Here is a 20710-nt window from a genome sequence, read left to right on the forward strand (position 1 = left end):
GCTCGCCCCCAGTCTTCGCGCACTTCGTGTCGCTTCGCCAACCCCTACCGGGGGCAACACCTGCGGCCCGGCGAAGCCGGTTCCGCGGTGTTCCTTGACTGACGGGCTTCGACCATGACCAGCTTTCTTTCTCTCCGCGGCATCGGCAAGTCCTTTGGCGCCACCCGCGTGCTCGACGGCATCGACCTGGACATCGAGCCCGGCGAATTCGTGTGCCTGCTCGGTCCCTCGGGTTGCGGCAAGACCACGCTGCTGCGCATCGTGTGCGGCATCGAGCGCGCCGACAGCGGGCAGATCCTGCTCGGCGGCCAGGACATCGCGGGCCTGCCGCCCGCGGCGCGCGGCTTCGGCGTGGTGTTCCAGTCGTATGCGCTGTTCCCCAACCTCACGGCGGCGCAGAACATCGCCTACGGCCTGCATCCCACCGGCGCACTGGCGCGCGAGATGGCCAAGCGCTCGCGCGAGATGCTCGACCTCGTCGGCCTCGCTGCGCACGCCGACAAGTACCCGGTGCAGCTCTCGGGCGGCCAGCAGCAGCGCATCGCACTGGCGCGTGCCCTCGCGCCGAACCCGCGCCTGCTGCTGCTCGACGAGCCGCTCTCCGCGCTCGACGCGCAGGTGCGCGCGAGCCTTCGCAGCGAGATCCGTTCGCTGCAAAAGCGCCTGGGCATCGTCACCATCATGGTCACGCACGACCAGGAAGAAGCCCTCTCGATGGCCGACCGCGTGGTGCTGATGCACAACGGCCGCATCGAGCAGGCCGGCACGCCCGACGAGCTGTACCGCCAGCCGCGCACCCGTTTCGCGGCGGGCTTCGTCGGCCGCATGAACATGCTGCCCGCGACCGTGCTGGCCGAGGGCAAGGTGCGCGTGCGCGACAGCGAACTGTTCTGCACGCCGAGCAACCTCGGCACCCTGAGCGTGGGTTCGCAGGCCACCGTGGGCATCCGCCCCGAGCATGTGGTGGTCAAGCGCTTCGGCACCGAACTGGGCGCCAACAGTTTCGCGGCGCGCCTGCTCGACACGGAGTTCTTCGGCAACCGCACCTCGGCGCGGCTGGCTTGCGAGCCACTGGGCATCGAGATCGAGGCCGAGCTGCCGGCCGACGCGCGCTACGGCGGCGAGGAGCCGCTGGTGCCCAGCAGCATGGTGCACATCCAACTGCCCCTGAATGCGCTGTCCATCCTGGCGCACTGAGCCATGAGCAGTTCTCCCGATGCCATCGCCGTGCGGCCGATGGTGCTGCCGCGTGGCAGCGCGTTCGACCGCGAGCGCTGGCTGACCGGTGCGGCCGTCGCGTTGCTCGTGCTGCTGCTGGCCGTGATCGTCGCGCTGCCCGTCGGCGCGCTCGTGGGCCAGAGCTTCTTCGACCGCGCGGGCGCGTTCGTCGGCCCGGCGAATTTCGCGCGCTACCTCGACAGCCCGGCGCTCGTGCAATCGGCCTTCAACAGCCTGTGGCTCGCGGCGATCAGCGCGGTGGTCTGCACGGCGATCGCCTATGTGTACGCCTATGCGCTGACGCTCTCCTGCGTGCCGGCCAAGGGCGCGCTGCGCGCGGTGGCGCTCATTCCGCTGCTCGCGCCCTCGCTGCTGCCGGCCATCAGCCTGGTCTACCTGTTCGGCAACCAGGGCCTCTTCAAGGGGCTGATGGGCGAGGCCTCGATCTACGGGCCGCTGGGCATCGTGCTCGGCTCGGTGTTCTGGACGCTGCCGCATGCGCTCCTGATCCTCACGACCGCCATGGCCACGTCCGATGGTCGGCTCTATGAAGCGGCGCAGACGCTCGGTGCCTCGCGCTGGCGCATCTTCCGCACCGTGACGCTGCCGGCCTCGCGCTACGGCCTCATCGTGGCCACGATGGTGGTGTTCGTGCTGGTCATCACCGACTTCGGCGTGCCCAAGGTGGTCGGCGGCCAGACCGGCGTGCTCGCGACCGACATCTACAAGCAGGTGGTCGGGCAGCAGAACTTCCAGATGGGCGCGGTGGTGGGGCTCGTGCTGCTGATTCCGGCGGTGCTCTCCTTTCTCGTCGAGCGGCGCGTGCGCAGCAGGCAGGCGGCGGCGCTTTCGGCGCGCGCCACGCCCTACCAGCCGGAGCCCGTGAAGGCGCGCGACCGCGCGCTGCTCGTGTTCTGCGCCCTCACGGCCTGCGCCATCCTCGTGATGATCGGCATGGCGGTGTTCGCATCGCTCGCCACCTACTGGCCGTACAAGCTCGCACCATCGCTGAAGAACTACGACTTCAGCAACATGGACGGCGGCGGATGGGGCAGTTACTTCAACTCGCTGCGCCTCGCATTGTGCGCGGCGGTGGCGGGCGCGCTCGTCACTTTTATCTCTGCCTACCTGGTGGAGAAGCCGCGCCATTTCGGCCTCTTGCGCGAGCTGCTCAACCTGCTGGCGAACCTGCCGCTCGCCGTGCCCGGGCTGGTGCTGGGCGTGGGGTACATCTTCTTCTTCAACTCGCCGTCGAATCCGCTGAACGGCCTGTACGGCGGCATGGCGATCCTCGTCATCTGCACGGTGGCACACTTCTTCTCGGTGGCGCACCTCACCTCGCTCACCGCGCTGCGCCAGCTCGACCGCGAGTACGAGCTGGTGTCCGAGTCGATGGGCGTGCCGTTCTGGCGCACGCTCTGGCGCGTGCACCTGCCGGTGGCGCTGCCGACCGTGCTCAACGTGGGCGGCTACTTCTTCATCAATGCGATGACCACCGTGTCGGCCGTCGTGTTCCTCTACTCGCCGCAGACCACGTTGGCCGCCATCGCCGTGCTCAACATGGACGATGCCGGCGACGTGGCCCCCGCCGCTGCCATGGCCTCGCTGATCATGCTCACGGCCGCCGTCGGCCGCGGCGTATTCGCACTGGCCGGGCACTGGGCGCTCGCGCGCACCCAAACCTGGAGAGACCGGTAATGCCCGGCACCCCCCAAGACAATTTCGACCTCATCGTCGTCGGCGCCGGCATCGTCGGCCTGGCCCACGCCTACACCGCTGCGCAGCGCGGCCTCAAGGTCTGCGTGGTCGAGCGCGATGCGGCCGCCATCGGCGCGTCGATCCGCAACTTCGGCTTCATCACCATCACCGGCCAGGCGCCGGGCGACACCTGGCGCCGCGCGATGCATGCGCGCGAGGTCTGGCAGGCCGTCGCGCCGAAAGCCGGCATCGACATCGTGCACCGCAACCTCTGGCTCGCGGCCTACCGGCCCGAGGCGCACTCGGTGCTCGAGGCCTTCATGCGCACGCCGATGGGCGAGGCCTGCGAGCTGCTCGACGCGGCCGACGCGCAGGCCAAGGCGCCCGCGCTGAGCCTGGCCGACGCGCGCTCGGTGCTGTTCAGTCCGCACGAACTGCGCGTCGAGTCGCGCACCGCCATCGGCCTGCTCGCGAAATGGCTGGCCGAGGTGCATGGCGTCGTGTTCCGCTTCGGCGAGACCGTACACGAGGTGGAAACGCCGCGCGTTCGCACCTCGCGCGGCGTTCTTCGCGGCGAGCGCGTGGCGGTCTGCACCAACACCGAGCTGCACGGCCTCTTCGCCGACCGCATCGCCGCGCACGCGCTCACGCTGTGCCGCCTGCAGATGCTGCGCGTGAAGCCCGAGGCGGGCTTCCGCCTGCCGGGCTCGGTGATGATGGACCTGAGCCTCGTGCGCTACGAGGGCTACAGCACGCTGCCCGAAGCCGCCGCACTGCGCGCGCGGCTGCAGCAGGAAGAGGCTGCGTCGCTCGAACACGGCATCCATCTCATCGTGGTGCAGAGCGCCGACGGCTCGCTCGTGGTCGGCGACTCGCACCACTACGGCGATGCGCCCGAACCCTTCGCGATGGAAGAGGTCGACCAGCTCATCCTGCGCCACCTGCGCAGCACGCTCAACCTCGAAACCGCGCAGATCACCGAGCGCTGGACCGGCGTCTACCCCTCGTCCAGGACCACGCCCTGCGTGATCGACGCGCCCGACGACGCCACCCGCGTGGTGCTGGTCACCAGCGGCAGCGGCGCGAGCACCGGCTTCGGTATCGCGCACGACGTCTTCGACGCATGGTGACGCGCGCGCCGCGCCTTGTCTTGCACCCGATTCTTTCCATCCTCTCGCCATGAACGCCCACAACCGCTCCAAGCTCCAGGCCGTCGTCTTCGACTGGGCCGGCACCATCCTCGATTTCGGCTCCTGCGCACCCATGGGCGCCTTCGTGAAGCTGTTCGAGCAGTTCGGCGTGGACATCACCATCGCCGAGGCGCGCGGCCCGATGGGCATGGCCAAGTGGGACCACATCAAGGCGCTCGGCACGTTGCCGCGCATCGCCTCGCAATGGGAGGCCAGGCACGGCCGCGCCTTCGACGACGCGGACGTCGATCGCCTCTATGAAGTCTTCACGCCCATGAACGCCGCGAGCGCGCGCGACCACGCCGACTTCATTCCCGGCGCGATCGATGCGGTGAATGCGGCCCGTGGACGGGGCCTGAAGATCGGCTCGACCACCGGCTACAACCGCCCGATCATGGAAGTGGTCGTGCCCATCGCCGCGGCCGGCGGCTATGTGCCGGACAACCTCGTGTGTGCCGGCGACCTCGCCGCGGGCCGGCCGTCGCCGCTCATGATGTACCGCTGCTTCGCCGACCTGGGCGTGTGGCCGCCGCACACCGTGGTGAAGGTCGACGACACCGGCGTGGGCCTGCAGGAAGGCCTCAACGCGGGCACCTGGGCCGTGGGCCTCGCGGTCACCGGCAACGCGGTGGGGCTGACGCTCGCCGAGTGGACGGCGCTCGACGAGGCGCAGCAGCAGGCCTTGCGGAAGATCGCGACCACGCAGCTGAAGGCTGCGGGCGCGCACTACGTGATCGACAGCGTGGCGGATCTGCCGAACGTGCTCGAGGACATCGAACGCCGGCTGAAGGGCGGCGAGCGTCCGGTCGTTTCGGTGAGCTGATCCGCGCCTTGCACGCGAAGGCGGCACCGTGCCGCCGGGGTTGCATGATCGGGCGTGATCGGGCGTGCCGGCATCTTCCCGCCGCGGGGTATCCTCGGCGAGGAGAAAAGCAATGAAGACATCCGAGACAACCGTCCACGCGGCGGATTCGCGCTACGCCATGTTCCGCCTCGGCCTCACGCTGCTGATCATGACGGTCGGCAGCAGCGGCATGTACGTGGTCTCGGTGATGTTGCCCGCGGTGCAGGCCGAGTTCGGCATCGACCGTGCCGATGCTTCGCTGCCCTACACGCTGCTGATGCTCGGGTTCGGCTTCGGCGGCGTCGTCATGGGCAAGCTCGCCGACCGCTTCGGTGTGATGTGGCCGCTCCTGATGGGCTCGGTGTTCCTCGGCGCGGGCTACATCGCCACCGGCATGTCGGGCGGCATCGTTTCATTCACCGTCGCGCAGGCGCTGCTGGTCGGCCTGCTCGGCAGCTCGGTCGCCTTCGCGCCGATGGTGGCCGACACCTCGCTGTGGTTCGTCAAGCGGCGCGGCATCGCGGTGGCGGTGTGCGCCAGCGGCAACTATCTTGCGGGCGCGGTGTGGCCGCCCGTCGCGCAGCACTTCGTCGAAACCGTGGGCTGGCGCCAGACCTACATCGGCATCGGCGTCTTCTGCGGGCTGGCGATGGCGCTGCTCGCGCTGTTCTTCCGCGCGCGCCCGCCTGCGCTCGTCCATGTGCCGCCTGTGAATGCATCGAGCGCGGCGGTCGTGCGCGACATGACGCGGCCCTTCGGCCTGAGCATGGGCGCGGCCCAAGGCCTGCTGTGCGTGGCCAGCGTGGCCTGCTGCGTGGCCATGGCGATGCCGCAGGTGCACATCGTGGCCTACTGCGGCGACCTGGGTTACGGGCCGGCGCAGGGCGCGATGATGCTGTCGCTGATGCTGGGCTTCGGCATCGTGAGCCGGCTGGTGTCGGGCGCCATCTGCGACCGCATCGGCGGGCTGCGCACGCTGCTGCTGGGCGGCGTGCTGCAGTGCGTGGCGCTGCTGCTGTTCCTGCCGTTCGACGGGCTGGTGCCGCTGTACGTGATCTCGGCGCTGTTCGGGCTGTTCCAGGGTGGCCTCGTGCCGTCCTACGCGATCATCGTGCGCGAGCACTTTCCGCCGAAGGAGGCGGGCGCGCGCGTGGGCACGGTGCTGATGTTCTCGCTGTTCGGCATGGCGCTGGGCGGGTGGATGTCGGGCAAGGTGTTCGACCTCACGGGCAGCTACCACGCGGCCTTCCTGAACGGCATCGGATGGAACCTGGTGAACGTGAGCATCACGGCGTTTCTGCTGTTCAGGACGCTTCGGCGGCCAGCCGGCCGAGTGTCCGCATCGCCTGCTCGCTGAGCCCGCTCCATGGGTGGCCGTAGTTCAGCCGCAGGCAATTGGTGAAGGCGCGCGTGGCCGAGAAGATCGGTCCCGGCGCGACGCTGATGCCGAGTTCCAGCGCCTTGCGATGGATGTCGAGCGCGTTCACGCGTGGTGGCAACTCGACCCACAGGAAGTATCCGCCCAGCGGCCGCGTGGCGCGCGTGCCCGGCGGAAAGTGGTGGCCCACGGCCTGCGTGAAGGTGGCCTGCTGCATTGACAGCGTCTGCCGCAGCTTGCGCAGGTGCTTGTCGAAGGCACCCTTTTCGAGATAGCCCGCGAGCGCCAGCTGCGCGGGCGCCGAGGTGCTGAGCGTGGTCGTGAGCTTCTGTCGCGCCACCCTGCGCGCGAAGCGCCCGGCCGAGGTCCAGCCGATGCGATAGCCCGGCGCGAGGCATTTCGAGAACGACGAGCAGTGCAGCACCAGCCCCTGCGTGTCGAAGGCCTTGGCCGGTGCAGGCCGCCGCTCGCCGAAGTACAGCTCGGCGTACACGTCGTCCTCGATCAGCGGCAGTTCGTGCCGCGCGAGCAGGGCGACCAGTGCCTTCTTCTTCGCGTCCGGCATCAGGCTGCCGAGCGGATTCTGGAACGTGGTCATGAGCCAGCATGCCGCGGGCTTGTGTGCCGCGACGGCCAGCTCCAGCGCTGCGAGATCGATGCCTTCGCCCGGATGCGTCGGTACCTCGATGGCCCGCAGGCCCATGCGCTCCAGCGCCTGCAGCGCGGCATAGAAGGTGGGCGATTCGACGATCACGGCGTCGCCCGGCCGAGTCACGGCCGCGAGGCAGAGATTGAGCGCTTCGAGCGCGCCGTTGGTGATGACGATCTCGTCGGCCGGCACCGGCATGCCGTCGGCGAGGTAGCGCAGCGCGATCTGCCGGCGCAGCGCCGCGCTGCCGGGCGTGAGGTCGTCCACCGTGCTCCATGGGTCGAGCGACTTGGCGCTGGCGGCCATGAATTGCCCGAGCCGCGCCAGCGGAAACAGCAGCGGGCTCGGAAAGGCCGAGCCGAAGGGCACGACCTTGCGCGACATGCTGGCTTCGAGGATGTCGAACACCTGGTCGCTCACGTCGAGCGACTTCGGCCCGTCCACGGGACGCGAGGTCAGCGTGGATTCGGGGGGCGCATCACGCAGGCCGCCGCCCGCCACGTAGTAGCCCGAACGGTCCCGTGCACGCACGAGTCCGCGCGCTTCCAGCAGGTAGTACGCCTGGAACACGGTGGACGCGCTCACGCCCCGGCTCTGGCCCGTGTGGCGCACCGAGGGCAGGCGGTCGCCGGTCTTCAGGGTGCCGTTGCGGATCGAGGCCTCGATGTCGGCGGCCAGGGCTTCGTATCGCTTCATTGCGGCTTGCTCTTCATTCGGTCGCACTTTATCTGCACCGGTCGAATGGAGCCGATCTGCATCTGTTTTTTTGAGCCCGACTGGGCCACACTCGGCCTCATGACGAATCTCATGCGCGCGGTGCGCGCCGTTCTGTGGAGTTTCATCGGGCTGGGTGGCCGCCGCGCCGATGCCGACAAGCGGACGGCACAGGTCGGCATCCTGCCGCTGATCGGCGTAGCGCTGGTGATGGTGCTGCTGCTGATCGCGGGGTTGCTCGCGTTGGCGCACTACGCTGCCGGCACATGAAGCTGCGCATTCGCTTCGCCGCCATCGGGCTGATGTTGTTCGCCACGCAGGGCATGGCGGGTGCCGCAACGCCCGCCACGGTGCCCGACACCATCGAGCAGCGCGCAGCCGCCTGCATCGCCTGCCACGGCCGCGAAGGCGCGACCACCAACGCCGGCTACTTTCCGCGCCTTGCCGGCAAGCCGGCCGGCTACCTGTTCAACCAGCTCGTGAGCTTTCGCGACGGGCGGCGCTTCAACAGCGACATGGCGTACATGGTGCAGCACCTGTCGGATGCGTACCTGCGCGAGATGGCCGAGTACTTCTCCGGGCTGCAACTGCCTTACCCGCCCATCGCCACCACCAGCGACGCGACGCCCGAGCAGTTGCAGCGCGGCCGCCAGCTCGTGCACGAAGGCGATGCGGCGCGCGGCGTGCCCGCCTGCGTGCAGTGCCATGGCGCGGCCCTCACCGGCGTGCAGCCGGCCATTCCGGGGCTCCTGGGGCTGCCGCGGCTGTACGTGTCGTCGCAACTCGGCGCATGGCTCACGAGCGAGCGGCATGCGCTGCCGCCCGACTGCATGGCCGACATTGGCCGGCGCATGACCACCGCCGACATCAACGCTGTAGCGAGCTGGCTGGCGGTGCAGCCGATGCCGGCCGACACGAAGCCCGCGGCCTCGCTGCCCGCGCCGCTGCCCGTGAACTGCGGCGGCATGCCGAAGTCGAAGTGACGGGGCCGCGATCATGAAACTGCGACGCCTGGGCTGGACGCTGCTGACGCTGATCGTGCTGGGGGCCGCGGCAGCGGGCACCATCGTCGCGATGAACCTGCGCGGCGAAGACCCGCTGCCCACGCAGGCCGAAGCCTTCGCGGCCACGCCGCAGCTGATCGAGCGCGGGCGCTATCTCGCATTGGCCGGCAACTGCGCGGGCTGCCACACCACGCGCGGCGGCCAGCCCTATGCGGGCGGGCTGCCCCTGGAGACGCCCTTCGGCACCATCTTTTCGAGCAACCTCACGCCCGACGGCAAGAGCGGCATCGGCAGCTGGAGCAGCGCGCACTTCTGGCGCGCGATGCACAACGGCCGCAGCAAGGACGGGCGGCTGCTGTACCCGGCGTTTCCGTATCCCAACTTCACGCAGGTGACGCGCGAGGATTCGGATGCGATCTACGCCTACCTGCGCAGCCTGCCGCCCGCGCCGGAGCCCAACAGGGCGCACCTGCTGCGCTTCCCCTACGACACGCAGGCGGCGCTGGCCGTGTGGCGTGCGCTGTCGTTCAAGCCCGAGCCCTTCGTGGCCAATGCCGGCAAGCCCGCTGAATGGAACCGGGGCGCGTACCTGGTCAACGGCCTCGGCCATTGCATTGCGTGCCACGGCAGCCGCAACTCGCTTGGCGCGACGGAAACGAGGCTTGGCCTTTCGGGCGGCCTGATCGCCGTGGAGAACTGGTATGCGCCCTCGCTCAACGACCCGCACGAAGCCGGCGTTGCCGGCTGGCCCGCGGCCGACGTGGTGTCGCTGCTCAAGAGCGGCGTCGCGCCGCGCGGCTCGGTCATGGGGCCGATGGCCGACGTGGTGTTCCGCAGCACGCAGTACCTGAGCGACGCCGACCTCACGGCCATGGCGAGCTACCTGAAGGACCTGCCCGATGCACCGAAGCCCGAGGCTGCGACCATCGCGAAGGCCCCGATCCGCCGCGACGCCGCCACGATGACGCGCGGCGCGAAGATCTACGACCAGCGCTGTGCCTACTGCCATGGCGACCAGGGGCAGGGCGCCGTGGGCGCCTATCCGCCGCTCGCCGGCAACCGCGCTGTCAACATGGCGCGGCCCACCAACCTGATCCAGGTGGTCGCGCACGGCGGCTTCCTGCCCTCGACGCCCGGCAATCCACGGCCCTACGGCATGCCTCCGTTCGGGCAGACGCTGGATGCCGCCGAGGTCGCAGCCGTGCTCACCTATGTGCGCGGCTCCTGGGGCAACGACAGCGCGCCCGTCACGCAGCTCGACACGATGCGGCGCTGAGCGGCGCCTGCGCTTGCTTCAGATGTTCGTGCTCGAGGGAATGCGGCTCGGCAGCAAGTGCTCGTAGGGCCGCGTGCGCGTGGTGTTGCGCTGGCGGATGGTGGCCTCGATGCCGGCCAGCGCATTGCGGAAGCGCTCCAGCGGCCCGCCCGGTCCTGCGATGGCCGGGTCGATCAGCACCGGCAGGTGCGGGAACACGTTGTCCTTGTACTCGCCCAGCGGCCGGTAGTACACGCCGCCGAGGATGTGGAACAGCAGGATCTGCTCCTGCGCCGCCAGCCGCGACGGCAGCATCTGCGACCAGCTCGCTTCGCTCTGCCCCGCACTGCCCGTCGGTGCCGGCATGCCGCCCGTGCCCGCGCTGAAGGGCGCATACGTCATCACCGAGTACTGCGGAAAGTTCACCGCCGCGTGCTGCGCGCTGGCGTTGAAGATGATCGCGGTCAGCACGTCGACGAGCTGCGCGCGTGTGGTGATGGGGCGCAAGCCGTGCACCTTGCCGCTGGTCGCGAGCTCGGTGGCCCAGGCCTTGAGCTCGTAGTCGCCGGTCACGTCGCCGTCGCTCAAGTAGTAGGTGGCCACGTAGTCGCCGACCCATTGCGCGATGGCGTTCCACACCAGCAGCCCGTCGTCGCGGTACGGGTAGTCGGGCAGCGCCGCCGTGTCGTCCACGCCGCGCGTGCGCAGGTCGTTGGGCAGCATCATGCGGTCCTGGAAGTCGTAGGCCAGCCGGTCGCGGCCGCACGCGCTCTGCAGCGTCTCGATGGGCGCGGCGAGGATCACGTCGCCCGTGGTCAGCGGCGCCATGATGATCAGCGTCGCGGCCTCGTTGATGAACATCGCGCCCTCGAGGTGCGGCGACAGCAGCCGGCTCAGCGGATGCGCGGTCGCGAACTGGCGCTGCGTGGCCATCGCGAAGGCCTCCGACATCAGGTGCGTGCGGCCCAGGTGCACGAACATCTCGTGGTAGTTGAAGTCGGCCACCTGCACGGCGGTCTTCGCCGATTGCCAGGCCCACCAGGCTTCGGCGTTGGCGGTGTCGTCCACGCGCAGGAAGATCGGGGCGAGTGTCGGCTCCTGTGCGCACTGGATCGCGACCGGCACCAGCGAGCGGCCGGTCTTCGGCCGTGCGAACAGCGCGATGGGCGCGTGGATGTAGCCCGTGCCCGTGAGCGGCTTGGCCTGCGGGCCGGCCGGCGCCATGTCGCCCAGGCCTTCGTAGTCGAGGAGGTAGAGGCGGCCTGAGGCCGCCGCGTCGGCGAGGCTGTCGCCGGCGCCCATCACCTGGCGGTACTGGGCGTCGCTCAACGGGAACTTGGCCGGCAGCGCCGTCGCCCGCTGGATCAGCGTCGGGTTGGGGCCGGCCACACGCATGGCCGCGAACAGGTCGTTGTCGTGCAGCAGCTGCGAGATGGCCGGCTTCTCGATGGTGACGAACAGCGCGTCGTACTGCGCCACCGTCTTCGGTCCGTTCAATGCGCCCAGCGGGCCTTGCGAGAGCAGGTCGTGATGGATCTGCCTGAGCTGCGTGCCGATGTCGCCTGCCGTGCTGGTGAGAGTGGCAAGCAGGTTCAACACCGTCGCGGGCAGCGTGAGCAATCCGCCGTTGGCGGCCAGCAGTTGATCGAAGCTGGCCTGAAGCCCCGCGAGGCGCGTGCGCAGGTTGTCGAGCGACTGCAGGCTGCCCGAGGCCAGCGCGCTGGTGGCGAACGAGGCCGCGAAATTGGTGACGGCTTCGACCGCCTTCGAGAGGGTCGCGAGCTGGTGTTCGAGCGCCGGCAGTTCGCCCGGCGGCACCACCGCACCCATTGGTACGCCAGCCAGGTTGATGTGCGATTCGGTCCAGAGGTAGGTCGACTGCCGCCCCACCAGTTCGAGGCGCCGCAGCGTGGCGCTGATCGGGTCGATCTTTTGCGGCAGCGTGGGCTTGGGCACCGGCAGGGCCGCCGAGGCGGTGGAAGGCCTGCCGGCCAGCAGGCCCAGGCCACCCGCCGAGGCCGACCATTTGAGGATGTCTCTGCGTTTCATCGGGAGCGTTCCCTGTTGTAGTGAGTCTGGGGGAAGGCCGAGGAGGGGTTCGGCCACCAAATAGAACGCTCGTTCTATTTGGTGGGCGGATTCTGCGGAGGGGCTCTGGCGCTGGCAATGAGGGTTGGTGCCTAGCCTGGAAGCGCGCTCCCGGTGCTAGCGCGAGCGCCGGCGTCAGGCCGTGTGCGGGTGCCGTGCGGCGTCGTAGAGCGTGCGCGCCAGGTCGCGGTGCCTTGCCAGCAGCGGTGCGAGCGCCATGCCGGTGAACTCTCCGTCGCGGATGCGAACCGCCCCATTGATCACGCTCAGCGACACCGCCCCCGGCGTGCAGAACACCAGCGCCGCCACCGGGTCGTGCCCCGCACCCGCATGCGCCACGCCGCGCAGGTCGAAGGCCACGATGTCGGCCGACATGCCCGGCGCGATCGCGCCGATGTCGTCGCGCCCGAGCACGCGCGCACCGCCCAGCGTGGCGATCTCCAGCGCCTCGCGCGCCGTCATTGCCGCCGGGCCGTAGCCCACGCGCTGCAGCAGCAGGGCCTGCCGCGCTTCACCGAGCATGTGCGCGCCGTCGTTCGATGCGCTGCCGTCCACGCCCAGCCCTACGGGAACGCCTGCGCGGCGCATCGCACCGATCGGCGCGATGCCCGAGGCCAGCCGCATGTTGGAGCAGGGGCAGTGCGCTACGCCCGTCCCGGTGCGGCCGAACAGCGCGATGCCGGCCTCGTCGAGCTTCACGCAGTGCGCGTGCCACACGTCGCGGCCGACCCAGCCCAGGTCTTCGGCGTATTCGGCCGGCGTCATGCCGAACTTCTCGCGCGAGTACGCCACGTCGTTGTCGTTCTCGGCCAGGTGCGTATGCAGCGACACGCCGCGCTCGCGCGCCAGCTCGGCCGACAGGCGCATCAGGTCGCGCGACACCGAGAACGGCGAGCAGGGCGCGAGCACGATGCGGCGCATCGAATGGCGGCTGGCATCGTGCCAGCGGCCGATGAGCCGCTCGCTGTCGCGCAGGATGGCTTCCTCGGTTTCCACCACCTCGTCGGGCGGCAGGCCGCCGGTGCTGCGGCCCACGCTCATGCTGCCGCGCGCCGCATGAAAGCGCATGCCCGTGGCATCGGCCGCCTCGATCGAATCATCGAGCCGCGAGCCGTTGGGAAACAGGTAGAGATGGTCGCTGGTGGTGGTGCAGCCCGAGAGCATCAGCTCGGCCATCGCAGTCTGCGTCGAGACGCGGATCATCTCGGGCGTGAGGCGCGCCCACAGCAGGTACAGGTTGGTGAGCCAGCCGAACAGCTCGGCGTCCTGCGCCTCGGGCACGGCGCGGGTGAGGCTCTGGTACATGTGGTGGTGCGTGTTGACCAGGCCGGGCATCACGACGTGGCCGTGCATGTCGATGGCCTCGGCCTGGCCGTTGCGCAGGGCGTCGAGGTAGGCGATGGACAGCTCGGCAGTGGGGCCCACCCAGGCTATCGCGGGGCCATCGCACACTACGGCGCCGTCGGCGATTTCGCGCCGCGCGGCGTCCATGGTGACCAGAACGTCGGCATGTCGAAGGATCTTCAGCATGCCGGCATTCTTGCCCGCGCTCAGAGGTCGGGCAAGCCCATCGCCGGATCGCTCACCGTGTGCCTGCCGGTTTCCACGCGGCCCGCAAAGCGGCGGTAATAGGCCGGGTCGGCATCGCAGGTGACTGCGAAGTCGTACCACTGACCGCTGCTCGCGAGTTCCCAGTGCTGATCGGTGGTGGCGCCGCCGTTCACTGTCGCGGTCCACGGGCCGTCGTTGCGATAGGCCTTGGCAGTGACGGTGAACCTGCAGGCCGCCTTGCCGTCGTTGCGCATGCTCAGGTAGACATTGCCGTTGGTGATGTCGTAGCAAACGCGAACCTCGGGCGCCGCGGCGTCGCCGGCGCGCAGCGTGCCGAGGTTGCCTTTGAAGTGGCGATGGAAGCCGCTCGGCCCGAGCACCCACAGGTCGTAGCGCCCGCCATCGTCGGCCATCGCGGCCCAGGTGTCGTCGAGCTGCTTTCCTGCTTCCACCATGTAGCGGCGCGGCAGGCGGTCGAGGTGCAGCTTGTCGTACACGTGGAACACCGCCGCGGCCTTGCCGGTGTTGGCGAACAGCAGCTGCAGCTTGCCGTTGACCGCATCGGCCTTGGCGCTGGTGTGCAGTTCATACGGCAAGGCGCGCGAGGGGCGCGTGCCCGTGGCCTGCTGCGGCAGCGCGGGCGTGAGCGGCAGCGGCACCTGCGCGAGCGCTTGCTGGTCGGCGCGCAATTGGTCGGCCTGGGCCTTGGTGCGGCGCCCGGCGAGCGTGGGCAGCACTTCGTTGTTGGGCGTGGCGAAGTTGAAGGCGCTCGTGAGGTCGCCGCACACCGCGCGCCGGAACGGGCTGATGTTCTTCTCCACGACGCCAAATCGCGCCTCGAGGAAGCGCAGCACCGAGGTGTGATCGAACACCTGCGAGTTGACCCAGCCGCCGCGGCTCCACGGCGAGATGACGTACATCGGCACGCGCGGGCCCGGGCCATAGACGCGGCCGTCCGCAGGCGCGACGGTGGTGCCCACGAGGGGGTATGTGTGGCGCTCGAAGGCGATGTCGCTGTCGGACAGCGTGGTCTTGCCCGCGGCGCTCTTCGGGTCGGCGGGGTCGGCCAGCGAAGGCGCCGAGGGCGACGGCACGTGGTCGAAGTAGCCGTCGTTCTCGTCGAAGTTGACGATGAAGACCGTCTTGCTCCACACATCGGGCGATGCGGTGAGCGCGTCCAGCACCTGCTGGATGTACCACGCGCCCTGCACCGGGCTCGAAGGACCGGGGTGCTCGGAGTAGGTGGCGGGCGCCACGATCCACGACACCTGCGCCAGCTTGCCGTTGAGGACGTCCTGCTGGAACGTTCCCAGCAGGCCGCCGTCGGGCATGGTGTTGGCGATGCCCTTGTAGAGCGGATTGCCGGCATCGTCGCTGGCGGGGTCGTAGGCCGGCAGCGTCACGCCGTCGGGCGGGCTGGCGTCGCCGTCGTAGCGCATGTCGTTCTTGCCCGAGGCCTTGTTGGCCGCACGGTACTGCTGGAAGCCTGCCAGCGGGTTGTCGGTGAAGTTGTCGGGCAGGTTCTGGTAGAGCATCCAGCTGACCTTGGCGTCCTGCAGGCGCTCCGGATAGGTCTTCCAGTTGCAGCCGTAGGTGGTCGAGTCGACACCTGGGTTTTTTACCGGGTCCCATGGAAACCGGAGGTTCTCCCAAGTGTTGTCTATCGACGAGAGGCCCGCGAGGCCGGCGCCCGTTTCGCCCGATGGGCCGTTGGTGCCGCTCCAGTGGAACAGGCGGTTCGAGTTGGTGCCGGTGTGCATGCCGCAGTGGTAGCTGTCGCACACGGTGAAGGCGTTGGCCAGCGCGTACTGGAACTGCACTTCGGCTTCCTGGAAGTAGCCCATCGAAGCGGTGGTCTTGTACCTGGGCCATTGGCTGAGGCGGCCGCCGTCCCAGGCGTTCTGCGCGTCGTTCCACGAGTGCGGCGTGCCGCTCACGCGCTGCGCGTTGCCCTTGGTCTGGTCGAGGTGATAGGGCAGCACCAGCTTGCCGGCGGCATCGCTCTGCTGCCACACGCTGCGCCCGCCGGGCAGCGGAATGGTGAAGCGGTCGCCGAAGCCCCGCACGCCCATGAGTGTGCCGAAGTAATGGTCGAAGGAGCGGTTTTCCTGCATCAGGATCACGACGTGCTCGACGTCCATGATCGTGCCGGTCTTGTTGTTGGCGGGAATGGCGAGCGCGCGGCGGATGCTTGGCGGAAAGGCATTGAGCGCGGCGGCGGCGATGCCGGTGGTGGCGGCGCCCGTGAGGAATTTGCGGCGGGTGGTCATGGTGTTGTTCCTGGCAATGCTCACGGTGCGCAGCGCATCTCGGGCTTCACGGCGTTGTCGGGTGGGGTGGGCGTCGTGGGTGTAGGCGTGGCCGGGGTCGTCGGCGTGCCGCCGAAGAAGCCGCCGCCGCCACCGTCGCTGCCGCCCCCGCAGGCCGAGAGCGCGCAGGCCAGCAACAGCACGGGCGCAAGCCGCGTGCCGGGGAAAAGAAGTCGCATGGAATCGGTCCTTTGTTATGTGGTTCTGGAAGGCGCGACAGGAGCGCGCATCCGGGCCCACAAGACTAGGGAGAACCCGTTACCGGGCGGTTAACTTGCAGTGACGCAGCGAAGTCAGGCGCGTGACAACGCACCGCCGGGCGGGCGCTTTCGGCAACGGCGGAACGACGGTGTGGCGCGGCCTGGCGCCGCGTTCGAGCCCGGGCTCAGGGCTCGTTGCTGATACCGCTGGACACATGTCCGGCGGGCACGTGCCGCGAGGCCGCGTCGACGTGGCCGGTCTGGTCGTCGAAGAAGAAATCGGGCTCGAACTCGCGCAGGAATTCGCCCTTGGGCAGGCCGCCGAGGAACATGGCCTCGTCGACGCGGATGTTCCACTTCATCAGCGTGCGAATGGCGCGCTCGTGCGCCGGTGCGCTGCGCGCGGTGACCAGCGCGGTGCGAATGCGCATCTGCGCGTTGCCGGCCATCTGCAGCCGGTGCAGCGCCATCAGCAGCGGCTTGAAGGGACCTTCGGGCAGCGGCAGGTCGGCCTTGCTGAGTTCGTGCGCCTGGAAGGCGTCGAGCCCCTCGGCCTGGAACACGCGCTCGGCCTCGTCGGAGAACAGCACCGCGTCGCCGTCGAAGGCAATGCGCACTTCGTTCGGCCAGGCGTCGCTGGCCTTTACCGATTCGACCAACACCCGCGCGGCCGGAAAGCCCGCGATGAGCGCCTCGCGCACGTCCTGACCGTTGACCGACAGGAACAGGTGCGCGCGCAGCGGGCGCAGGTAGCCGAAGGGCGGGCGGCCCTGCGTGAACACGCCGCGCTGCAGCTTGATGTCGGCGGCCGCGCTCGACTTGAAGATGCGCATGCCCGAGACCGGATCGTTGCGCGAAAGAATCACCACCTCGACGCGCTGCACGCCGTCTTCGTTGAAGCGCAGCAGCTTCCGGATCAGCGAGTAGGCGATGCCGGGCGCGGCCGGCACGTCGATGCGGTCGAGCTGCAGCTTCATGTAGCCCTCGTTGTCCCCGGCCTCGAAGATCTTGTTTTCTTCTTCGAGGTTGAACAGGGCGCGCGAGGAGATCGCGACCACGAGCTTGTCTTCGAGGGTGACTGGCATGAGCGTGCGGTGGGTTCAGGTCGCCTGGTCGGGCGCGTAGTAGAGCGTATCCGACCAGTAGCCCAGGCCCAACTCGCGCAGCGGCGCCTCGATGCTCTCCTGGGACGGCGTGAAAACGCGCTGCCAGAAATTCTTCTTCTTCGGCGCGAGCTCGGCCACGGCGGCTTCGATCTCGGCGTCGATGTTCTGCACGTCCTTCAGCAGGTCGGCGGCCTGCTCGCCGAGCGGCGCATCGCCCATGTCGAGGATCTCGGCGCACTCCAGCACGAAGTAGCCGCTGCGGTCGGCGTGGTTGCTCAGGAAGTCGAGTGCCTGCTTGCACAACGGCGCAACCGCCGGATGGTCGATGCGCGCGAGAAGCTGCTGCAGCCGGTCGATGCCCGCGCCGGCGCGGCCCGCGAGCGCGGTGGGTTCGGGCAGGTTCCAGATCATCGAGCGGCACAGCCGCACGTCCGCGGACACCAGCAGCCGGTAGACCAGCGGAATGGCGTAGCTGCGCTCCGAGATGCCCTTGACCTGCCGTGGATCGTCCTTCTCGGGATCGGCTCCCGGCACGAAAGGACTGGCGAACAGGTAGCTTCGATTGGCCATGGCGGCGAGGCTCCCGCTATTTGACGAACTGGTTCAACTGGATGATCGGCAGCATCACGGCCAGCACGATCAGCATCACCACGCCGCCCATTGCCACGATCAGCAGCGGCTCGAGGATGGTGGCCAGGTGCATCGCGCGGCGCTGCACCTCGGCGCCGAGTTGGTTGGCCGCGCGCTGCAGCATCAGCGGCAGCGTGCCGGTCTGCTCGCCCAGGCGCGCGAACATCGACACGAGACCCGGAAAGCGCTTCTTCTGCGCGAGCGCCGAAGCGAGCGGCGCGCCTTCGCGCACGAGCACCAGCGCGTCGAGCGCGTCGGCGCGCATCGCGCGGTTGCCCAGCGTCTCGGAGGCGGCCTGCAGCGCGCGCAGGATCGGCACGCCGGCGGTGGCCAGCATGGCGAGCGTGCTGGCGAAGCGCGCCGCGTTGTAGCCGCGAGCGAGCTTGCCGACCAGCGGCAGCTTGAGCCAGGCCGCATCGAATTTCAGGCGCAAGGCTTCCTGCGCCAGCGCCAGCCGCGCGCCGACGGCCGCGAGCACCACTGCGCCCAGCATCCACCAGCCGTAGTTGCGAACGCCCGCGCTCAGCGACAGCATCACGGTCGTGAGAAAAGGCAGCGAGCGCTTGGTGCCCGCGAACACCTGCGCCACCTGCGGCACCACGTAGCTCACGAGGAAGATCACGATCACGATCGCCACCAGCGTGACGATGGCCGGGTACAGCGCCGCGCCGATCAGCTTCTGCTGCAGCGCCTGGCGTTCTTCCAGGTCGTCGGCAAGGCGGTCGAGCACGAGTCCGAGGTTGCCGCTTTGTTCACCGGCACCGATCACGGCGGTGTAGATGGGCGAGAACTCGCGCGCGTGCGCCGACAGCGCGCGCGCAAACGGCGAGCCCGCGTTGACCTCGGCGCGCAGCGAGGCGACGAGGTTGCGCTGCGGCTCCGATTCGGCCTCGTCAGTGAGCGCCGTGAGCGCGCGTTCCAGCGGCAGGCCCGACGAGACGAGCCCTGCGAGCTGCCGCGTCCACACAGCGAGGCCGGTGGAATTGAAGACGCGCTTGCCGCCGCCGAGCCAGCGGCCGAGGCCGCTGCGCTGGCCGGTGCCGTTGACGTGGTCGCTGCCGACCGGCTTGACCGACAGCGGAATGAGCGCCTGCGCCCGCAGCAGGCTGCGCGCGCTGCGGGCAGTGTCGGCCTCCAGCACGCCTTCGCGCGACTGGCCGCTGGCGTCGATGGCTTCGAAGGAATAGGCGGGCATGGCGGAGCGGGAACCTAGTCCCGTGTGACGCGCAGCAACTCGGCGCGCGAGGTGATACCGGCCTGCACCAGCCGCTCGCCGTCCTCGCGCATCAGGCGCAGGCCGCCGCGCGCGCCGGCCTGCAGCAGCTCGCTCTCGGCCGCCTTGCTGTGGATCAGGCCCTGCACGGTCTCGTCGGCCACCAGCAGTTCGAAGATGCCGGTGCGGCCCTGGTAGCCGGTCTGGCCGCACGCCTCGCAGCCTGCCCCGGCACACACCGTGCAGACCTTGCGCACGAGGCGCTGCGCGAGCACGCCAAGCAGCGAGGAGCTCAGCAGGAAGGGCTCCACACCCATGTCGGTCAGGCGTGTGACGGCGCTGACCGAGTCGTTGGTGTGCAGCGTGGCCAGCACGAGGTGGCCGGTCAGCGAGGCCTGGATGGCGATCTGCGCGGTCTCGAAGTCGCGGATCTCGCCGATCATGATCACGTCCGGGTCCTGCCGCAGGATGGCGCGCAGGGCCTTGGCGAAGGTGAGCTCGATCTTGGCGTTGATCTGCGTCTGGCCCACGCCCGGCAGCTCGTACTCGATCGGGTCTTCGACCGTCATGATGTTGCTGCGGCTCGCGTCGAGCCGGGCCAGTGCGGCGTACAGCGTGGTGGTCTTGCCCGAGCCCGTGGGCCCGGTCACGAGGATGATGCCGTGCGGCTGCGCAATGAGCTTCTCGAAGCGCGCGAGCGTGTCGCCCTGCATGCCCACCGATTCGAGCGTGAGCTTCGACTCGCTCTTGTCCAGCAGGCGCAGCACTGCGCGCTCGCCGTGCGCACTGGGCAGCGTCGACACCCGCACGTCGACCGCGCGCGTGCCGATGCGCAAGCTGATGCGCCCGTCCTGCGGCAGCCGCTTCTCCGAGATGTCGAGGTCGGCCATGATCTTCAGGCGCGAGATCAGCGCGGCGTGCAGCGCGCGGTTGGGCTGTACCACCTCGCGCAGCGTGCCGTCGATGCGAAAGCGCACGGACGACGTGCGCTCGTAGGGCTCGATGTGGATGTCGCTTGCGCCGTCGCGCGCGGCCTGCGTGAGCAGCGCGTTCAGCATGCGGATGATGGGCGCGTCGCCCGCGCTCTCCAGCAGGTCTTCGACCGCTGGCAGCTCCTGCATCATGCGTGAGAGGTCGGCGTCGCTCTGCACCTCGCTCACCACCGCGGCGGCGCTCGATTCGCCCTGCGCGTAGGCCGCGCTGATGCGCTGTGCCAACGGGCCGTCGGCCAGCACCTCGAAGGCCTGCACGCCGTACTTGCGCGACACCTCGCCGACCGCGCTGCGCGCCGGGTGGCTCGACATCCACAGTGTGTAGCGGCCGTCGTCGGACTCCTCGAGCAGCAGTTGCTGGGTGCGTGCGAACGCGTAGGGAAGCGGGTAGCGCATGGACATCAAGGCAGTTCGCGTGCGCTGACCGGGTCGGCCGTCGGCGGCAGGGCGCCGCGCAGCGGGCTCGGGGCCAGCTTGCGGTTGTCGGAGAGCGGCTGCGGCGGCGGAATGAGCTGCGTGCCCTCCATGCGGGTGCTGCCGCTGCCGCGGTTGTTCGAGCGCTGCAGTGCGGAGTCGGGCAGCACCGGCGCGGCGTTCACGCCGCGCAGCATGACGTTGTCGGTGTTCGGCTGCGTCTGCAGCTGCTGGCCGCGGATCTCGTCGTAGCGGTC

The 20710-nt window shown here is 69.3% G+C and carries 17 protein-coding genes and 1 pseudogene; 8 read left to right on the forward strand and 10 right to left on the reverse strand.

Translation table 11 applies throughout. The features are described from left to right. The first annotated feature begins 114 nt into the window (after positions 1-114). The 5 genes from AC1DFC_RS20470 to AC1DFC_RS20490 all read left to right on the forward strand — a co-directional run bounded on the left by AC1DFC_RS20470 (position 115) and on the right by AC1DFC_RS20490 (position 6307). A complete protein-coding gene (locus AC1DFC_RS20470) occupies positions 115-1197 on the forward strand; it encodes an ABC transporter ATP-binding protein (protein WP_007831736.1) in 1083 nt (360 codons plus the stop codon). A gap of 3 nt (positions 1198-1200) precedes the next feature. Continuing rightward, positions 1201-2916, forward strand: coding sequence for a putative 2-aminoethylphosphonate ABC transporter permease subunit (locus tag AC1DFC_RS20475; RefSeq protein WP_478179881.1), 1716 nt, complete (start codon positions 1201-1203; stop codon positions 2914-2916). After that, positions 2916-4046 carry a TIGR03364 family FAD-dependent oxidoreductase gene (locus tag AC1DFC_RS20480; RefSeq protein ID WP_413334007.1) on the forward strand — a complete coding sequence of 377 codons (1131 nt, stop codon included), beginning with the start codon at positions 2916-2918 and terminating at the stop codon, positions 4044-4046. Before AC1DFC_RS20475 ends, AC1DFC_RS20480 begins: the two co-directional genes overlap by 1 nt. A gap of 49 nt (positions 4047-4095) precedes the next feature. Beyond that, on the forward strand, positions 4096-4929 hold the full coding sequence (phnX, locus tag AC1DFC_RS20485) for a phosphonoacetaldehyde hydrolase (RefSeq protein WP_413334009.1): 834 nt from the start codon (positions 4096-4098) through the stop codon (positions 4927-4929). 112 nt (positions 4930-5041) lie between these two features. Next, positions 5042-6307, forward strand: a complete 1266-nt coding sequence (locus AC1DFC_RS20490) for an MFS transporter (protein ID WP_007831727.1) — start codon at positions 5042-5044, stop codon at positions 6305-6307. On the opposite strand, the gene AC1DFC_RS20495 is transcribed toward AC1DFC_RS20490, so the two are convergent. After that, a complete protein-coding gene (locus tag AC1DFC_RS20495; protein ID WP_413334011.1) occupies positions 6255-7673 on the reverse strand; it encodes an aminotransferase-like domain-containing protein in 1419 nt (472 codons plus the stop codon). The two genes, AC1DFC_RS20490 and AC1DFC_RS20495, sit on opposite strands and share 53 nt — an antisense overlap. A gap of 99 nt (positions 7674-7772) precedes the next feature. On the opposite strand from AC1DFC_RS20495, the gene AC1DFC_RS20500 reads away from it, so the two are divergent. The 3 genes from AC1DFC_RS20500 to AC1DFC_RS20510 are packed head-to-tail and all read left to right on the forward strand — an operon-like array spanning position 7773 to position 9971. Beyond that, positions 7773-7961, forward strand: a complete 189-nt coding sequence (locus AC1DFC_RS20500) for a DUF2970 domain-containing protein (RefSeq protein ID WP_042673158.1) — start codon at positions 7773-7775, stop codon at positions 7959-7961. Beyond that, positions 7958-8674 (forward strand): c-type cytochrome, encoded by a 717-nt coding sequence (locus AC1DFC_RS20505; protein WP_007831721.1) that lies wholly within the window; start codon positions 7958-7960, stop codon positions 8672-8674. The genes AC1DFC_RS20500 and AC1DFC_RS20505 overlap by 4 nt, the downstream gene beginning before the upstream one ends. 13 nt (positions 8675-8687) lie before the next feature. Beyond that, positions 8688-9971, forward strand: a complete 1284-nt coding sequence (locus AC1DFC_RS20510) for a c-type cytochrome (RefSeq protein WP_413334015.1) — start codon at positions 8688-8690, stop codon at positions 9969-9971. An 18-nt stretch (positions 9972-9989) separates the two neighbouring features. Here AC1DFC_RS20510 and AC1DFC_RS20515 read toward each other — a convergent pair whose 3' ends face one another. From AC1DFC_RS20515 to AC1DFC_RS20555, 9 genes and pseudogenes are all read right to left on the reverse strand, one after another. Then, positions 9990-11999 (reverse strand): lipoxygenase family protein, encoded by a 2010-nt coding sequence (locus tag AC1DFC_RS20515; RefSeq protein ID WP_478179882.1) that lies wholly within the window; start codon positions 11997-11999, stop codon positions 9990-9992. Positions 12000-12173: 174 nt separating this feature from the next. Beyond that, a complete protein-coding gene (locus AC1DFC_RS20520) occupies positions 12174-13568 on the reverse strand; it encodes an 8-oxoguanine deaminase (RefSeq protein ID WP_478179883.1) in 1395 nt (464 codons plus the stop codon). 20 nt (positions 13569-13588) lie between these two features. Continuing rightward, on the reverse strand, positions 13589-15859 hold the full coding sequence (locus AC1DFC_RS20525) for a phosphocholine-specific phospholipase C (RefSeq protein ID WP_007831714.1): 2271 nt from the start codon (positions 15857-15859) through the stop codon (positions 13589-13591). Between the two features lie 20 nt (positions 15860-15879). Continuing rightward, positions 15880-16077 carry a hypothetical protein gene (locus AC1DFC_RS20530; RefSeq protein WP_478179884.1) on the reverse strand — a complete coding sequence of 66 codons (198 nt, stop codon included), beginning with the start codon at positions 16075-16077 and terminating at the stop codon, positions 15880-15882. A 206-nt stretch (positions 16078-16283) separates the two neighbouring features. After that, positions 16284-17183 (reverse strand): 5'-nucleotidase, encoded by a 900-nt coding sequence (locus AC1DFC_RS20535; RefSeq protein WP_007831710.1) that lies wholly within the window; start codon positions 17181-17183, stop codon positions 16284-16286. Positions 17184-17198: 15 nt separating this feature from the next. Next, positions 17199-17774, reverse strand: coding sequence for a DUF7822 domain-containing protein (locus AC1DFC_RS20540; RefSeq protein ID WP_007831709.1), 576 nt, complete (start codon positions 17772-17774; stop codon positions 17199-17201). Between the two features lie 16 nt (positions 17775-17790). Further along, entirely contained in the window at positions 17791-19029 is a 1239-nt protein-coding gene (gspF, locus tag AC1DFC_RS20545) for a type II secretion system inner membrane protein GspF (protein ID WP_007831708.1), read from the reverse strand. A 14-nt stretch (positions 19030-19043) separates the two neighbouring features. Continuing rightward, entirely contained in the window at positions 19044-20435 is a 1392-nt protein-coding gene (locus AC1DFC_RS20550) for a GspE/PulE family protein (RefSeq protein WP_042673156.1), read from the reverse strand. A 5-nt stretch (positions 20436-20440) separates the two neighbouring features. Further along, positions 20441-20710 (reverse strand): annotated as a pseudogene (locus tag AC1DFC_RS20555) (type II secretion system secretin GspD); the annotation flags it as partial.

This window comes from Variovorax sp. 10L421, assembly GCF_056395365.1.

Bases quoted from the DNA above. Each gene is read 5' to 3' on its own strand.
- AC1DFC_RS20470 (WP_007831736.1), top strand. From the start codon at position 115: ATGACCAGCTTTCTTTCTCTCCGCGGCATCGGCAAGTCCTTTGGCGCC.
- AC1DFC_RS20475 (WP_478179881.1), top strand. From the start codon at position 1,201: ATGAGCAGTTCTCCCGATGCCATCGCCGTGCGGCCGATGGTGCTGCCG.
- AC1DFC_RS20480 (WP_413334007.1), top strand. From the start codon at position 2,916: ATGCCCGGCACCCCCCAAGACAATTTCGACCTCATCGTCGTCGGCGCC.
- phnX (WP_413334009.1), top strand. From the start codon at position 4,096: ATGAACGCCCACAACCGCTCCAAGCTCCAGGCCGTCGTCTTCGACTGG.
- AC1DFC_RS20490 (WP_007831727.1), top strand. From the start codon at position 5,042: ATGAAGACATCCGAGACAACCGTCCACGCGGCGGATTCGCGCTACGCC.
- AC1DFC_RS20495 (WP_413334011.1), bottom strand. From the start codon at position 7,673: ATGAAGCGATACGAAGCCCTGGCCGCCGACATCGAGGCCTCGATCCGC.
- AC1DFC_RS20500 (WP_042673158.1), top strand. From the start codon at position 7,773: ATGACGAATCTCATGCGCGCGGTGCGCGCCGTTCTGTGGAGTTTCATC.
- AC1DFC_RS20505 (WP_007831721.1), top strand. From the start codon at position 7,958: ATGAAGCTGCGCATTCGCTTCGCCGCCATCGGGCTGATGTTGTTCGCC.
- AC1DFC_RS20510 (WP_413334015.1), top strand. From the start codon at position 8,688: ATGAAACTGCGACGCCTGGGCTGGACGCTGCTGACGCTGATCGTGCTG.
- AC1DFC_RS20515 (WP_478179882.1), bottom strand. From the start codon at position 11,999: ATGAAACGCAGAGACATCCTCAAATGGTCGGCCTCGGCGGGTGGCCTG.
- AC1DFC_RS20520 (WP_478179883.1), bottom strand. From the start codon at position 13,568: ATGCTGAAGATCCTTCGACATGCCGACGTTCTGGTCACCATGGACGCC.
- AC1DFC_RS20525 (WP_007831714.1), bottom strand. From the start codon at position 15,859: ATGACCACCCGCCGCAAATTCCTCACGGGCGCCGCCACCACCGGCATC.
- AC1DFC_RS20530 (WP_478179884.1), bottom strand. From the start codon at position 16,077: ATGCGACTTCTTTTCCCCGGCACGCGGCTTGCGCCCGTGCTGTTGCTG.
- AC1DFC_RS20535 (WP_007831710.1), bottom strand. From the start codon at position 17,183: ATGCCAGTCACCCTCGAAGACAAGCTCGTGGTCGCGATCTCCTCGCGC.
- AC1DFC_RS20540 (WP_007831709.1), bottom strand. From the start codon at position 17,774: ATGGCCAATCGAAGCTACCTGTTCGCCAGTCCTTTCGTGCCGGGAGCC.
- gspF (WP_007831708.1), bottom strand. From the start codon at position 19,029: ATGCCCGCCTATTCCTTCGAAGCCATCGACGCCAGCGGCCAGTCGCGC.
- AC1DFC_RS20550 (WP_042673156.1), bottom strand. From the start codon at position 20,435: ATGCGCTACCCGCTTCCCTACGCGTTCGCACGCACCCAGCAACTGCTG.